This window comes from Paenisporosarcina sp. OV554 (assembly GCF_003058165.1).
Lineage (GTDB): Bacteria > Bacillota > Bacilli > Bacillales_A > Planococcaceae > Paenisporosarcina.
In genome coordinates this window covers 97,769-114,206 of sequence record NZ_QBUC01000011.1, presented here as the reverse complement: position 1 = coordinate 114,206, position 16,438 = coordinate 97,769, and the positions used below count along the sequence as shown (strand labels likewise).

Sequence of the window (16,438 nt, the reverse complement as noted above, 5' to 3'; positions counted from 1 at the left end):
CGACGTGTGCAGCTGACGAATACTAATCGATCGAGGACTTAACCACAATTTTGAATGGCTTTCAATGGCCCGTTTATCCAGTTTTGAGTGAACAAACACTCAATTAGTCTAGTGATAATGGCAAAGAGGTCACACCCGTTCCCATACCGAACACGGAAGTTAAGCTCTTTAGCGCCGATGGTAGTTGGGGGTTTCCCCCTGCAAGAGTAGGACGTCGCTAGGCAATTAGAAAGCCGATACCTGTTAAAAGGTATCGGCTTTTTTGTGTTTGTTTATGAGGGACTAGGACTTTTCAAAGAGGTACTGATTTTATTGTATTCAATTTTCTATAGATTTGAAGGTGTGTGAGAAAGAGGAGGAACAAAGAGTTCGAGGAACCAAGGGGGCGAGTCTCGGAGCGTATTCCATACGCGAGAAACGAGAAGCCCGCAGGTGACGAAGAAATCTGCCGTTCATCGTCTTTCGCAGCCTAGCGCCGATGGTAGTTGGGGGCGCGCCCTGCAAGAGTAGGACGTCGCTAGGCAAGTAAGAAGCCGGTACCGAAAGGTACTGGTTTTTTTGTGTTCATTTTTTCTATTGAGTCGAAGGTGTGCGAGAAAGAGGAGGAACAAAGAGTTCGAGGAAACAAAGGGAAGAGACTCGGAGCGTATAATATACGCGAGACTCGAAGACCTGCGGTTGACGAAGAAATCTGCCGTTCATCGTCTTTCGCAGCCTAGCGCCGATGGTAGTTGGGGGCTCCCCCTGTGAGAGTAGGACGTCGCTAGGCAAAATAAAAAACCGATACCTTCCGAGGTATCGGTTTCTTACCAATTCTTTATGCATCGTAAGCTGGATAATAAAAAATCTCCCTTTAGACTTCGCACTCTAAGTAGCAATAACCATCCACATCGTTACTTAGAAGAATGATAACCTCACTATGTAGGTCACGTTTTGGCAATCCCTATTACAAACTAAATTCATCAATTGCCTGGTCTATTTCGTCCTGAGATATCCCAATATAACGATCTTGTAGTGCAGGATATCCATCTTTTATAATATCATGTCGATATTCCTTAAAGTATTGTGCAAACTCAATGGTAGTTTGGTTATATTACGTAAAGAGTTTACTAGATATAAACTATCGATTTTGAATAATCAGTCTTATTTCGACAAAAAATACTATTATATTATGCTATGTTAAATAATAACAACTAGAATTTCGCAACAGACACCATTGAGTACCTATACTAATTTGTAGAAAGGGGGCAGGTTTTTTTTTATGGACTTCTTGAAGAAGTATCGCAATAAAAATTGGAGGAGAATGAAGTTGAAGATGAAAAAGAAAGGTAATCTAAAAAAAATGTTCAACATTGTTGCGACATTACTCATGGTACTTTCCTTAATTGTACCGGGAATAGCAACTGCGGAACCAAATAAAAAACTGCACCAATCATTAAATGACTCTAACGTACTTTCGGGGAACAAATTGAGCAGTAGTTTACTAGAAACATTCGAAAAAGAGGACAGAGTTACTTTTCTCATAAAATTTAAAGAGAGTGCAGACGCGGAAAAAGTAGCAGAGCAAGCAAAACAAGATGCCGGTAATGCAAATCTTTCGGCAAAAAAATCAATGCTCATGCAACGTTCCGCTGTTGTATCTGAATTGAAAATGACATCTCTTGAATCGCAACAAAATGTAAAACAGTATTTGGATCAGCAAGTGAAGGCAGGGAACGCTAAAGATATTACGTCGTATTACATTGTCAACGGAATGGCTGTTACAGCTACAAAAGAAGTGGCGCAAAAAATAGCGACATTCGCTGAAGTTGAAAAAGTTCTACCGAATGAAACACGGGAACTATATACAACGAAAACCAAAAACGCAGTAACACCTGATTCCCAAATCGCCAATGTAGAATGGAATGTTGACAGGGTCAATGCCCCTAAAGTTTGGGACATGGGTATTGACGGTTCGGGAACAGTCGTCGCGAGCATCGATACAGGTGTCCAATGGGATCACCCTGCATTGAAAGAAAAATACCGCGGCTACAATGCAGCGACAGGTGAAGTGAATCATGATTTCAACTGGTTTGATGCGACTGCAGGACAAGCAGCACCTTATGATGACCAGGGGCATGGTACACATGTTACCGGTACGATGGTAGGTGGCGAGCCAAATGGTTCTAACCAAATTGGTGTAGCACCGGGTGCGAAATGGATTGCTGTCAAAGCATTTTCAGCGGATGGGGGATCAGATAGTGATCTATTGGCAGCAGCGCAATGGATTTTGGCCCCGACAGATGCAAATGGCAATTCACGTGTCGACATGGCACCAGATGTTGTGAATAACTCATGGGGTGGGGGTGCTGGTCTTGATGAGTGGTATCGCGACGTCGTTAAAAACTGGCGTGCTGCACAAATATTTCCTGGATTCGCAGCTGGAAATACAACGATATTTAACCCAGGGGGACCAGGATCAGTAGCATCTCCGGGTAACTATCCGGAATCATTTGCAACTGGTGCGACCGACATTGACAATAAAGTGGGAGCTTTTTCCTTACGCGGTCCATCACCGTATTCGGAAATTAAACCAGATGTCTCTGCACCTGGAGCGAACATCCGTTCAGCAGTCCCGGGGAGTGGTTATGAAGGCGGTTGGAATGGAACATCGATGGCTAGTCCGGCAGTTTCGGCGATAGCGGCAATGCTCCGCCAAGTGAACGCGAACGTAACAGTCGATGAAATGGAACAGATTCTTTTAGATACGGCAGTCCCGTTGACGGATATTGAATATCCACAGACTCCGAACGATGGGTATGGATATGGACTTGTCGACGCTTATATGTCTGTTTCTGCAATCATTAATGGTCTTGGAAAGCTTGAAGGCCAAGTGGCGAAAAAAGGGGAGGATAATGAAGCCCCAACATTCACTCATACTGCGCCGATAGCTACATATGTAGGAATGGATCTCGATTTGAAAATCAAAGTGAGTGACAACATTAGCTTAGCATCCGTCGTACTGAACTACCAAGGTGCAAACGGAGAATGGAAAGCAGTGAATGCCTCTCAGAAGTCTGGAGATTATAAGTCCGGAGAATATGTAGCAACGATTCCAAGTGAGGAAATCGCTGGTGATTCGATCGCTTACAAATGGACAATCAATGACTTCGGGAATAACGAAGTAGTAAGTGAAAATCACAGAATCGAAGTGAAACCAGCTATTACAGTTGGCTATTTCGAAAATTTTGAGAAGACACCAATAGGTTGGGCTTCATTTGGGTTGATGGATACTTGGGAGTGGGGTGTACCGACATCCGGCCCTGGTAAAGCTGCATCTGGTGAAAAAGTGTACGCCACAAATCTTGAAGGTCCGTATGGGAGTAATATGAACGCAACACTCCTTATGCCTCCAATGGATTTGCCTGAAGGAAATGCCTACTTGCAATTCAAACAATGGAATGAATTCGAGCAATCATCAGCAGGGGCAGCTTATGATTACGGACATGTTTTCATATCCACTGATAAGAAGGAATGGACACAACTACTCAAGATTCAAGGTCGATCAAGTGCTTGGTCTGAGACGGAAGTCGATTTGTCAGCGTATAGCGGTCAGCGCGTCTATATCGGGTTCAATGGATTTTCTGATGGAAACGTTGAAGAGGATGGCTGGTATATCGATGATGTCTCTTTAGTTGATACATCACATATATCAAAAGGGATTAAACAAGGTGACAAAGGGAGTAAATTGAATACCGAAAAAAGTGGTCTTGATGGTGTCAAAAAACCAAACAATATAAATCCCGACGTGATTACAGAGAAAGGGAAAGATTTATTCGAAGAAGCGATTGACCCAACAAAAATAAAACCCGCATTGCCTGAAAAAGAAACAACACTAGGCGAAGGGAATTTCAACCCGATGGTCTTACCAATTGGAGCACAAGTGAGTGTACTTGAAACAGGACGTTCAGTCTATTCAAACCTTGCTGACGGGAAGTATTCGTTAATTCATGGCATAGGTACATTTACTACGAAAGCAGAAGCTTACGGATTCCAATCTAAAGAACAAACCGTTAAAATCGAGGCGGATAAATCGACACAAGCGAATTTCATATTAGAAGAACTGCCAAAAGCAACGGTTAGCGGTACAATTACAGACAAATCAACAGGTGAAGGAATTGAAGGAGCGAAATTACTTCTCCTTGAAGATGCAAATATCACACCTGTAGTGACAGATGTAAATGGTAACTATTCCATCACTGCTTATGAGGGGGACTATACGCTTGTAGTGTTTGCAAGAGGTTACGGTGGTCAGAGAACTACCATTTCAATCGGCAACGATACGGCACTGGATCTTGAGCTTGAGCCGTATTATACGTACCCAGGTGGGGAAATTGGCTATGATGATGGAACAGAAGAAAATGCATATGCGTTTTTTGCAGCTGGAAATGCTTGGGGAGTGAAAATGACTCTTCCTGCTGGAAAAGAATCTGCAATCGTATCCGATGGCGTCTTCCGCTTCTCGGATGAGAGTTGGCCTATACCTGGTGGAACTGCTTTTGCAGTAGAGGTGTGGGATGCAACAGGTGCAGATGGTGCACCCGGTAAGAAACTGGCTGGTCCATTTAGCGCGCAAGCAAAACGTGACGGTACATGGACAGTCGTTGATTTGACAGAATACAATATTGAAGTTGATAGCGATTTCTACATGGTCTATGTCCAGACGCAGGGTAGAACGAATGCACCTGGACTTGCGTCAGATACAAATACCCGGAACTCTAATAGGAACTATCAATTTGATGCAGGTTCATGGACGCCTTCACTTACAAGCGAAGGAAACTTCATGATCCGTGCTCGTGTCATCTATGAAGTGATTGAACCGGTTATTACATCACCAGTACAAGGCTTTAGTACTAATGAGAAAAACGGGGTAATCAAAGGAGCAGCGTCTACATCGACGACAATCCAATTGATGAATAACGGAAAAGAGGCAGGTTCTACTTTAGTTGGTGATGATGGAAAATTCGCTATCCCAATGGAATTTGTTGAAGGTGCAAATGAGATGATCGCTGTGTCGAAGATGGGTGGTAAAGTAACAGGTAAATCTGCGCCAGTTACAATCATGCTTGACACGATCAATCCTAAACTGACACTCGACAATCCGAAAAACGGAGATAAGACGAATCGTGAAACGGTGACAGTTGAAGGGACGGTTTCAGATGTCAACCTCAAATCAGTCCAAGTGAATGGTTTTGAGGCAGCAATTGTTGACGGCAAGTATTCGAAGCGGATTTTGCTTGATAATGGTGTGAACGAAATTACAGTTGTCGCAACCGATATTGCGAACAATCAAGTCTCAAAGACAGTTACATTAACAGCAAAATTCAAGCACAAACTATCGCAACGTTAACACCGAAGATCTTCATTTAGTTACTGGTAAGAGTGTGAAAATTGAGTTTGATAGTGAGCCAGGGCATAAGACAAGCTTTTTGTTGTTCAGGCATTCTCACAAAATCCTCTATTATAAAATCAATGTTGGTAGCACTCTTTTATCAAATTTTTACGACCGTTAAAGTAATTGAAAAAATCTATAATGCTATGCTGAAATCAACTCAATCATAGTACGCAAAGCGGAAGCACCGCTAAACAGGGAATCTTCCGTTTAGCGGTGTTTTTATTCAGTCCGTGAGATTACTATTCTTATTAGGATATAAATATGAGATTGAGAAATATCTTGTAATAGTAGTAGTTGTGGTTATCTGTTCAATAGCCCTGATTGTTGGTGCAAGCTGTAGATACATCAATGTTTATAGAGGGAGGTTAATTGAATAAATATAAAATAAACTGATGATAGATAGGAAAAAGAAATGCGTAATAAAAAGGTACGAGGACTACGAAGAAAAACAAAGGATATGATTAATCGAATTGAGGAAGAAACAAAAGAGTTCCCTTCCGATTTTCAGAAGATAACAGGGAATTGGAAAAATATAAATAAAAAATCATCAAAACTATTTACTTACTTTATTCGTCTAATATATGTAAAGGTTTTAGAATATTGAACAACACAAAGGAGATTTTAATCATGAAATATTTAAACACAAAAAAAAATATTCGGAACAATCGCATCAGCTACAATTTTAATGAGTGCATATGGGACAACCTTAGCATCAACATCATCGAAAACACTCAGTAATCTGCACAATTAACTGTTCAACAGCAATAATAATATGATTTTATAAAATACATATTGTATGTTAGTTATTTGTGTTACTCAAATCTATGATAAAAGGGATTTTCCCTTTTTAAGGAAGTCCCTTTTATCGTAGATTAAGAACACCCTTGCTAACCTTCTTAGCAAGAAAACATAAGTAGAACTGTGTTGTTGAAGTCTAATTTATATAATTAAAACTATTTTAAACTAATACGACTTATTTATAGAACACCTTCTAAGAAAGGAGCTTTTTAGATGAAGGGGAATTTGCACATAGAAAAGAAACTTGTAGAATGTATAACCGATAACAAAGAAGCTTTTTATAGATTAGCGTATAGTTATGTGAAAAATGAAAATGATGCAGTAGATATACTACAAGATTCTATACAAAAAGCCATTTCATCAAAACGACACATAAAGAATGAACAATATATAAAAAGTTGGTTTTATCGAATAGTAGTGAATACATCACTAGATTTTTTAAAAAAACAGAAAAAGTTAATGTTTGTTGATGAAGAAGCACTTGAGTCATACGCTGATGGAGTAGAAAATCAGTATTCAAATATTGATCTAGAAAGAGCTTTAGAATCTCTTTCTCTAAAATACCGAAGTGTGATTATTCTTCGCTATTTTGAAGATTTAAAAATAGAAGAAGTCGCAGAAATATTAAACGAAAACCCAAATACAATTAAAACACGATTAACCAAAGCTCTAAAATTACTCCGAATTCAAATGGCATGATCTTATTTTTAGGAGGAAAATGATATTGGATAAAAAATTAGAAAAATTAAAATCTGATTACCAGAACATCCCGATCCCAGATAATTTGGATTTCATCGTAGCGAACGCCATTAGTCGTTCTAACGTAAGAAAATTTCCATTTAAATCAGTAATTGGTTTAGCAGCATCTGCTATTTTTATTCTCTCCATAAATAGTAGTCCAACATTTGCGAAAACATTGTCGGATGTTCCGATTGTTGGAACGTTAGTGGATGTCCTGACATTTACTGAATACACTGTAGATGAAAAAACTTATCAGGCACATTTAAAGGTTCCTGCTGTTTCTAACTTAAAAAACAAGGACCTTGAAAATAGTTTAAATCAAAAATATTTGAACGAAAACAAACAACTCTATGATACGTTTACGAAAGAAATGGACGAGATGAAAAAAGAAAATGGAGGTCACTTAGGCATAGATAGTGGCTATGAAGTAAAGACAGACACGGATAATATTTTATCGATTGGAAGGTACGTAGTGAATACCGTTGGATCTTCATCTACAACCATGACATATGACACCATTGATAAGAAAAAAGAAATCTTATTAACCCTTCCACTACTGTTTAAAGATGAAACATATATTAATTTGATTAGTGAGAACATAAAAGAGCAAATGAAAGAACAAATGAAACATGACGAAAACAAGTTATATTGGTTTCGAGATGAAGGGGATGAAACGACGATTGGATTGTTTGATAAGATTAGTAGCAAACAAAATTTTTATATTAATAAAGACAATCAATTAGTCATTTCCTTTGATAAATATGAAGTTGCTCCTGGGGCTATGGGCATTATTGAATTTATTATTCCATCTGATATTCTTTCGGATGCCTTAGTTAGCAACCACTACATTAAATAGTCACCTAAAAGTCATCATTTATCAAATCGCAATCAGATTTCCTAGATGTGTTGCGGAGCAGTCTGCGAAAACTAATTTGGCTTGTGCTGCGTTTCTCTGCCCTTCGCAGCTTCGGCAGACTTCGCAATTGACAAAGACGCTGGCAAGCCCTGCCCCAACCTGCAATCGAACTGCCGTTGAGGTGTTCGCAAAAACCTCAGACGGCTAGGCTTTCGAGTTGCACAGGTCTTTCCCCTATTTATGAACTCACGTCTGTACCATTACGTTCAAGCCGTATAACTAACAAAAGGAGAATCAGAGATAATGACCAGATCCCAAAGTAAGAAACGCGGACCCTGGATTGATGTTGCCTGTATCAGTATGATTGTAGTTCTGAGTATGACCCTCACTTTTCTCGGATCCTCAAAAGAGAGCGATGCAAAACAAAATACAAACAACGGCCCAGAAGTAAAAAAAGATGTGTCGACTATAGAATCAGCTTTTCCTGGAATACTTATTACAACTGAAGTTAAAAACGATGACTATTCTCCTTATGCCATTCAGTATCCACAAAGTAAAGTAGTCTCATTTAATGATCGTGTCAAAAAATACATAGATGAACAACGGGATAATTATTTAATTGCAATGGAAGAAAATAAGCGAATCGATAGTACGACTCCTGGAGAGTTGAACATTGCTTTCGAAACATTTCCACATGCATCCGGATCGTATTCATTAGTTATGATTTCCGGAACGTATTTAGGCGGTGCAAATGGTTTTAACAGTTTTAACACCATTCATTTTGACCCAGAGTCAGGTGAAATTATTGAGATTGCTGATTTATTTGGACATGACGAATCTAAGCTTGTAAAACTTTCATCACTTGTACGAGATGGCATTCAGAAAGATCCAAGCTTAACAAATAGAGTCCTAAAAGAAGATATGATGTTGGCTACCGAACCGAAGTGGAGCAACTTCGAGAACTTTGCCCTCATAGACGATTCGCTCGTCCTATATTTCGATGAGTACGAAATCGCTAGTGGTGCCGCAGGTGCACCGGTTATTGCTGTGCCACTTGCTGCGCTAACTGAACAATTAGTAGCACCTTATAAACTGGATGTAGAAGAAGTATTACCAAAACCTCCTGTTGAAGAAGTTTCAGATGAAGCAGGAGAAGAACCGATAGAAGAACCGGATGACAGTGATGCGTCTGAAAATATAGTTGTTGTTCAACCTGTAGAAAAGGGTGCGAAGCAAGTCGCCCTAACGTTTGATGATGGTCCAGATCCAAAAGTAACGCCGCAAATCCTTGCCACTCTAGCAAAGTATGATGCAAAAGCAACATTCTTTATGCTAGGCAGTCGAGTAGAATCATATCCGGAAATCGCGAACGATGTGTTGACTGCTGGCCATGAGCTCGGCAACCACACTTGGACACATGCAAACTTAACGAATATGGCGACGGATTCGATTACAAAAGAAGTTTCAAGGACAAATAACATCATCGAACAAGCCACTGGACAAGCACCCACTGTTTTTCGTCCTCCTTACGGTGCTTTCAATGATGACATATTAAACGAGCTGCAATTACCCGTTGTTTTGTGGGATGTAGATACACTCGATTGGAAACACCGCGATGCTGCTCAACTTTTAACGTCTGTGAAAAGTAGCGTCCATGACGGCAGCAACGTTTTAATGCACGATATTCATTTATCGACTGCTCAAGGATTAGACAGTGTGCTTGCTTACTTAACAAGTGAAGGATATGAGTTTGTAACCGTTTCAGAACTAGAATGATAAGTTGAAAGATTGACCCAAGAGCTTGCTGTTGGGTCAATCTGACACAAGTATTGAAATCAGAATTTTCAAACTACCCTTAACTGTTTTATGCAACACCAGTGAAGTTATATAGAGTAATTAATGATGAATACAACTATTCCTTGTTGAGCTAACGGATGCTTTAGTTGAATAAGAAAATATATATTTTTTAAAAAAAGGTATTGAAATTGTGAATAAGATTAATTTGGAGGAAAAGTAGCCGTCTACTTTCCTTTTTTTTTATGTGTTTTTTAAACTCAGTTTATCTCATTTCAGCTTCTCTCCTCAAATTTCAAGTAGCAAGTAAATCTACAACAATTTACACAATATTTACAGAAAATCAATAATGATTGTGTATTATTTGTTTATACAAGAGGTAATTTGTGTGATTGTGTTATATTGTGCCGTCTATTGTCATGTATTCCCCCTATTCTGGGAGGTGAACTTCAAAATATCGGCCTACCAGGATTAAAGCACTGTTTCAGTTTAATGAGAACAGTAGAAGGAGAAATCAAGGTTCCAATATTGGAAACGAAAGGGGGATTTCCGTGACGAAAAATCTCCTCTCATCCCGATCGATAGGAGGATGCCCACCATCCTTGTAAAGAGGGGCGACCTTCTCCAGCACAATGGAGTCGTCGACATAATCGATATAATCAATGAGTTCCGCATCAAAGTTTCGCTACGGTTTTGTTTTTTACTCAATTTTACAAGCTTTTTGAACAGACTCTTAAAATACTTAAAATTTGGAGGTTTCATGTAATGAAAAGAATTTTATCTATTTCACTCGTATTCACGATGATATTCGTTATGTTATCGACCACCGCAGGCGCACTTACAAACAAGTCGGACGACAATATCGTCAAAATCGACAATATGCAGCCGGTTTACGGTCAAACGATCACCGCCGGTGCAATCATGGATCATGGTTCAATGAGCAAAAATCTAACATTTCAATGGCAAGTACAGGAATCACGTATAAGCGATCAATATATTAATGTGAAATCGGGTGGTACATCCAAAAGCTACACCGTAACGTTAAATGATATTGGTAAAAAATTGCGCGTTGTAGTTGGTTTACCATCAAATGGTGACAGAAAAACTTCATTGCCCACGAACGCAGTATTAAATGCCAATCCCCTTATTGCATCGATGAAATTCGATAATAATTTAAAGGACGATGCAAATCAAGAGAACTTGGAAGGGAAAGGAAATTATAGTTATGTAGACGGTGTATTACCTGGGACCAAAGCTCTGCACTTAGAAAGTGGAGACGGCAATTATGTCGGTACACCGCATAGCTTGAATTTTGGTAATGACAGTTATACCACATCCTTCTGGTATAAGGGTGACACTAACAATAATCAGGTAATATTATCAAACAAGGATTTTACTAAGAGCTCTAATGAAGGCTGGGCGATTTATACATCAGCCAATTCGGTCAATATGAATTTAGGATTCCCGACCACATCAGTAAAATTTGGGCGCGACACGTTTAATGCTTCCGATTGGCGTTACGTGACATTTGTTGTAGACAGAGATAAAATGCTCGGATCGTTGTATATTGATGGTTACAAAATGACTGAAACTTCGCTGGGGATCGGATCTTTAGATACATCGAACCCATTAAATATAGGTAGCGACGGATTGGGCAAACATGGCGATAATTCATTCGATATAGCTGATCTGAATGTTTGGAAAGGTGCATTTGGCAGTGATGTAGTTCAAGCTAATTATAAGAGTTACGCTGTAAATAAAGTAGATGTGAATGCACTTAACGACACAATATCAGAAGCAAATACACTAATAGCAGACGGTCTCGGCAACGGCTTCAGCCAAACCGATTTTGATCATTTGAAAAAAGTTTTGAATACGGCAACTACGGTTGCAACAACGCAAAAAGTAAAATTATATACACAGGAAACCATCAATTATTACGAACGTGAACTAAACAACGCCCTATTCATCTATCAAAAAAGCAATAAAACATTAACTCCCGCCGGTTTAAATATGATTATAGACAGCGACCCAGAAATCAGTTCTAATCCCGCAAAAATAGCGCAAATTGAAAAAGGCTACAGAACAGAACTGAGACTATTCCCACAGGCCGACGTACTTTTTATCCCTGGCGACGTTACCGGCGGTAACAATGCCAATGAATATGTGTGGATGAAAAATCTGACAGACATACATACTAAACTTACAAATGAGGGTTTGTTAAAAAATACGAAGTTTTATATGGTAAGAGGCAACCATGATATGGGCGGAGCCGAACAATTTATTCCTGTCGGTTCGGCGGGCGCGTGGAACGAGTCAACGAATTCATACGATAACAATTTCTTTAACGATTCTTATAGGGTAAAGGTAAAAGGATATAATTTTGTAGGTTTTGACGGAAATTATAACAACGAAAAAACGGTGGGAAAAGCCACCAATTTCCTCGACCAAATTAAAAAAGAAGAGGATTACGATCCAACCAAACCCATATTTGTATCTTCTCACTACCCTATAAGCGGAACTGTGTGGGGATCGGCTTGGAGCAGCGCGGCAAGTAATAATGTAGGTAAATATATTGCCAACAATAATTTTTCGCAGGTGGTATATATGTCAGGTCATACGCAATACGACCCGACCGACGAACGTTCTCACTATCAAGGTGCGGCTACGTATCTCGACAGCGGTGCGAGTTCATATTCCAGTTATATTGATAACGGTCCGTACGGCGGATATATAGAAGGCTCGTATATTAACTATAAAACCACACCTCGCATCGTGAATTTCGTAGAGGTTTACGGTTCAAAAATGATCATCAAACAGTATAACTTAAGTACAGATGAATATGTAGGCATACCTTCTGTAAAAGTCGTTGGCGAAGGTAAAGAGGCCTTTACCTATAGCAGGAGCGATATAAGAGAACTCATAGCTCCGCAGTTTGAAGAGGGTATTACGTTCGATTCCTACAAAAACAACGAACTTGCTTTTACAATAAAGCAAGCAAATGACAATGTGCGCGTTTTGGAATATAATATTCAGCTTATCAACAAGCTCACCGGGAAAGTGGACAAATCGTTTAACAGCCTTTCACTGCCGCTAGACAAACCATTCGATGAATACAGACAGTATAAGTTTACAGATTTGTCGCCGACAACTCCATATATACTCAGGGTATTTGCCGACGATTCCATGTATAACCGTTCGTCGCAGGACATTGACATTGAGGCTCAAAGTGTTAATTTAAACAGCATCACTGCGCCTGCTGACATAACAGGGTTGACAATCGGAACGGCGAAGACAGCGGACGCCCTTGGATTGCCAAAGACAGTATCCTTGGATACTGATGCAGGCAGGGGAGAAGCCAATGTGACATGGAATGTAGATGCTTCAAACTATGATCCCACTGTAAAGACTGCACAAAACTTCGCTGTCAATGGAACTGTAACTTTGCCAACTGGGGTGAAAAATCCCAATAACGTCCCTTTGACAACAAGCATTAAAGTAACGGTTAATAAGATCACTCAGTCTCAGATGACGGCAACGGCGACAAGTCAGGAAACGATTGGTGAAAATAATTCAGCATCCATGGCGATTGACGGAAATTCACAAACTTTTTGGCATACAAAGTGGGATAAATCTGATGTTCTCCCTCAATCGATCACCTTAAATCTTGGAGGAACTTACCCAATCGATAAGGTCGCGTATTTACCAAGGCCATCAGGCAACAACGGAAATATTACAGGATATAACGTTTATGTAAGTACAGATGGAGTGACCTTTACTAAAGTTGCAAGCGGAACTTGGGCAAACGACAATGCGGAGAAAGTAGCAACTTTTGATCCGACAGATGCATCATATGTCAAGCTCGAAGCAACGGCGGGTGTTAACGGCTGGGCAGCGGCCGCGGAGATTAGCGTCCTTGAAACAGAAACTGTAAAGAATTAGCTTCTAGCTTAAAAGAATTTATTGAACGCTGGACACGGTGAATTAAGGAAAGACCATTACAAGTGAGGATTGGCACATGGTTAAAGATGCAGATATCAATCATAACGACAAGATTAATTTTGCAGATTTAGTTTGGATCGCCAATAAGATTTTGCAATAGCACCAGATAATAAGGAGAGAAAAGTAAATCTTTTCTCTCCACTTTCTATGAAATGAGGTCCCATTATGATTCGACGTTCATTCCTGTCATTGTTTATCATCTTATTATTTTTTGGAACTGCCACAACTTCGCTTGCGCATTCCATAAATATGAATTACTCGGATTTAAACATTGAAGGGAACGAGATTCTCTATGATCTTTTTATTGAACAAACAGACTTGTTTCCACAATTCGGTACTGACTTGGATAATCTGGTAAACGATGAACTGGCCTCGCAAAAAATCGAATCCTACCTACAGAAAGGTCTTCGCATAGATGCGGATTCGAAGCCCTTAACGATGGAATTGGTTTCGATGAACATGGCGCAAAAGGGTGCCGTAAGAGGCATGGAAATTCAACTGGCGTTTATCGCCGATGAAGAAATCGAACAATTTAATCTTCATTACGATCTGGTGTTTGACGATGCGCCTGCTCATACGAGTGTACTCATGGTCCATGCAGGGGAATATTTTCAGCAGGATATGATTGATAGCACTAATAGAGATATTCTGATTAACCTTTCCCAGGACCTGCCCCAGCCTGAAATTGGATCCGTCCTATGGAAATACTTTGTACTTGGAATCGAACACATTTTGACCGGGTACGATCATTTGCTGTTTTTGCTATCCTTAGTATTAATCGCATCTCGCTTCAAGGATGCGTTGAAAATTGTTACTGCTTTTACAATCGGCCACAGCATAACACTAATCTTGGTGGCCACCGACCGTATTCAGGTCAGTTCGCATTGGGTCGAAGCCTTGATTGCCCTGACGATCTGTTATGTGGCAGTGGAAAATATGTTTGTTCAAAAGGCGAAATGGCGGTGGCTACTGACGGCCTTATTTGGCCTGATTCACGGCATGGGCTTCGCCGGGGCTTTGGCCGAAACGGGACTTCCAAAGAGCAATCTGATTGGCTCACTCCTGACGTTTAATTTAGGTGTGGAAGCGGGCCAGCTCATGTTCCTATGCCTATTACTTCCCGTCTTGCTATGGCTGCGAAGGTTCCCATGGTATCGTAAAATGATGATCTCAACGTCTTGCCTTATTTTTGTGCTGGCATTTTATTGGTTGATTCAAAGATTGTAATTAGGCCATGTATTGATCAATACGAGAGTTAGCGGTATTTTTGCTAGCTCTTTTTTATTATTGCGTGTCTAACCAAGTCAGGTCCTTATATTGATGAGGCATATGAAAAGAGAACTTAATGTTTTACCTTTGAAGTTACCACTCTCAACTATATAGGAACTATTCTTATATTGTGAGCTTTTACGATGAACGAAGGAAACACTCCACTCACGTTGTAAAAATGCGCTTCACGTTGTAATAGTAAAATCATGGAAATTTATATCACTCTATCTGTTCACTTCACACCAACAGAAAGGCTGCTTCCAAACGAAGCGTGCAGCCCTCTTTTAAAATATAAGAAAGTATAAAATTCCGGTGTTACTATGTCTAGCTCCAAGCGCCAGTCTGCATGCCACTTTTCATGGCGTCAAGCTAGAGAGGCGCATTCCGCTTTTCTTACATCTGTTCAAACGGAAGTATAGGGGGATCCAACTGAATTTCTTTATCAGCGTGTATCGTGGAAATTTCCGCTGAGTTTAACAATCTTTTGATTTCGTAAGCGGGGAGCTCCATGGCCACACCATTGTAAACGGTCTTATACGATCTAGTTATCGAGTAAGGGACTTTTTCTTTTTCTAACAGTGTTTGAATGTCTTTATGAAAACGTATATGGCTGTCTTCTACATTTTTCGTTGCTTCTTCTAACGATAATGTCAGTCCTTTTGCCTGTGCTTCTATGACAGCTATCTTAGCTGGCTTAGTTTTAAACTGGATAATTACGGAAACTTGCTTATGGCTCGTTAAATCGATTTCTGGATCAACATATATGGGCGTGTTCATCATTTCTTTTACCTCCAGTTCATTCTCCGTCTTCGTATCCACTTTTCTCCCATCTACAATGTCAAATTGACAACCTAAATAGATGACACATAATCCTATGATAACCACTCTATAATAGTTCTTCATCGCAGCAGGTTCTCCTTTTAATTTTATTGCCAATGCAAACTTAATGAGTTTCAATTTCTAGTACTACTTTACCCTTGTTTAGGACATTTGATCTCTTTGCTAGGTAATTGAACAATAATTCACTCCAATTTATTTTGTCCTTTCAAAAAGTACTGGCGAGAATAGGGCAGTAAAAGAAACGAGTTAAATCTATAATGCCAACTTAAAAGAAAAGGATGGTTTCCAAATCACAAAGGGAACCATCCTTAAAATTGTTTATATAAGGTTTTCTCAATCGTTTCAAAATCCAATATGTGAAAAGAGTTTCTTCTATTGAAACTTTGCAAGAAACATTCAATCGATTGATAGCATTAATAAATGAAATTAAAACTAAAGATGACGAATTCTCATTTTGATTTGTTGAAAGTAAAAGAAGCAGTTAGTGTTGTTGAATCTTTTGAAATAGTAAAGGGAAAGTTTTTTTAACAAGCTGAAGCGAGGGACATAAATTTTTTTTTGCTTCTTTTTGAATTTGGAGTAATCTCTTTCTGTAGATCTAAGGTAATGAATTAGATTTGATGTTTTAAAGTAAAGTTGATTTTTCTCGGTACATTTTATTGATTTTACCCATAATGCACGAAAATCCCCCTAAATACGACAAA

7 protein-coding genes, 1 rRNA gene and 2 pseudogenes are annotated in these 16,438 nt (G+C 39.5%); 9 read left to right on the top strand and 1 reads right to left on the bottom strand.

Features of this window, described 5'->3' with window-relative positions:
* Positions 1–107 precede the first annotated feature (107 nt).
* The 9 genes and pseudogenes from rrf (at position 108) to C8K15_RS11490 (ending at position 14,852) form a co-directional block, all read left to right on the top strand.
* A 5S ribosomal RNA gene (gene rrf, locus C8K15_RS11530) occupies positions 108–223 on the top strand.
* A gap of 1,092 nt (positions 224–1,315) precedes the next feature.
* Complete coding sequence (locus tag C8K15_RS11525) at positions 1,316–5,389, top strand: S8 family peptidase (protein WP_108586558.1); 4,074 nt, start codon at positions 1,316–1,318, stop codon at positions 5,387–5,389.
* 457 nt (positions 5,390–5,846) lie between these two features.
* A pseudogene (locus C8K15_RS20795) lies at positions 5,847–5,939 on the top strand (DUF3916 domain-containing protein); the annotation flags it as partial.
* Positions 5,940–6,445: 506 nt separating this feature from the next.
* On the top strand, positions 6,446–6,931 hold the full coding sequence (locus tag C8K15_RS11515; RefSeq protein WP_108586551.1) for an RNA polymerase sigma factor SigV: 486 nt from the start codon (positions 6,446–6,448) through the stop codon (positions 6,929–6,931).
* A gap of 25 nt (positions 6,932–6,956) precedes the next feature.
* Positions 6,957–7,829: an anti-sigma-V factor RsiV gene (gene rsiV / locus C8K15_RS11510; RefSeq protein ID WP_199224101.1), complete on the top strand. Its 873-nt coding sequence runs from the start codon at positions 6,957–6,959 to the stop codon at positions 7,827–7,829.
* 75 nt (positions 7,830–7,904) lie between these two features.
* A pseudogene (locus C8K15_RS21405) lies at positions 7,905–8,069 on the top strand (pentapeptide repeat-containing protein); the annotation flags it as partial.
* A gap of 63 nt (positions 8,070–8,132) precedes the next feature.
* Entirely contained in the window at positions 8,133–9,605 is a 1,473-nt protein-coding gene (locus C8K15_RS11500) for a polysaccharide deacetylase family protein (protein WP_108586550.1), read from the top strand.
* Between the two features lie 783 nt (positions 9,606–10,388).
* Positions 10,389–13,565 (top strand): discoidin domain-containing protein, encoded by a 3,177-nt coding sequence (locus tag C8K15_RS11495; RefSeq protein WP_108586549.1) that lies wholly within the window; start codon positions 10,389–10,391, stop codon positions 13,563–13,565.
* Positions 13,566–13,790: 225 nt separating this feature from the next.
* Positions 13,791–14,852: a HupE/UreJ family protein gene (locus C8K15_RS11490; RefSeq protein WP_108586548.1), complete on the top strand. Its 1,062-nt coding sequence runs from the start codon at positions 13,791–13,793 to the stop codon at positions 14,850–14,852.
* A gap of 435 nt (positions 14,853–15,287) precedes the next feature.
* Here the strand turns inward: C8K15_RS11490 and C8K15_RS11485 are convergent, their stop codons facing one another.
* Positions 15,288–15,797 carry a protease inhibitor I9 family protein gene (locus C8K15_RS11485; RefSeq protein ID WP_233260458.1) on the bottom strand — a complete coding sequence of 170 codons (510 nt, stop codon included), beginning with the start codon at positions 15,795–15,797 and terminating at the stop codon, positions 15,288–15,290.
* Between the last annotated feature and the right edge of the window lie 641 nt (positions 15,798–16,438).

Excerpts from the sequence above, each read along its gene's own strand:
- C8K15_RS11525 (WP_108586558.1), top strand. The coding sequence starts at position 1,316 with ATGAAAAAGAAAGGTAATCTAAAAAAAATGTTCAACATTGTTGCGACA.
- C8K15_RS11515 (WP_108586551.1), top strand. The coding sequence starts at position 6,446 with ATGAAGGGGAATTTGCACATAGAAAAGAAACTTGTAGAATGTATAACC.
- C8K15_RS11500 (WP_108586550.1), top strand. The coding sequence starts at position 8,133 with ATGACCAGATCCCAAAGTAAGAAACGCGGACCCTGGATTGATGTTGCC.
- C8K15_RS11495 (WP_108586549.1), top strand. The coding sequence starts at position 10,389 with ATGAAAAGAATTTTATCTATTTCACTCGTATTCACGATGATATTCGTT.
- C8K15_RS11490 (WP_108586548.1), top strand. The coding sequence starts at position 13,791 with ATGATTCGACGTTCATTCCTGTCATTGTTTATCATCTTATTATTTTTT.
- C8K15_RS11485 (WP_233260458.1), bottom strand. The coding sequence starts at position 15,797 with ATGAAGAACTATTATAGAGTGGTTATCATAGGATTATGTGTCATCTAT.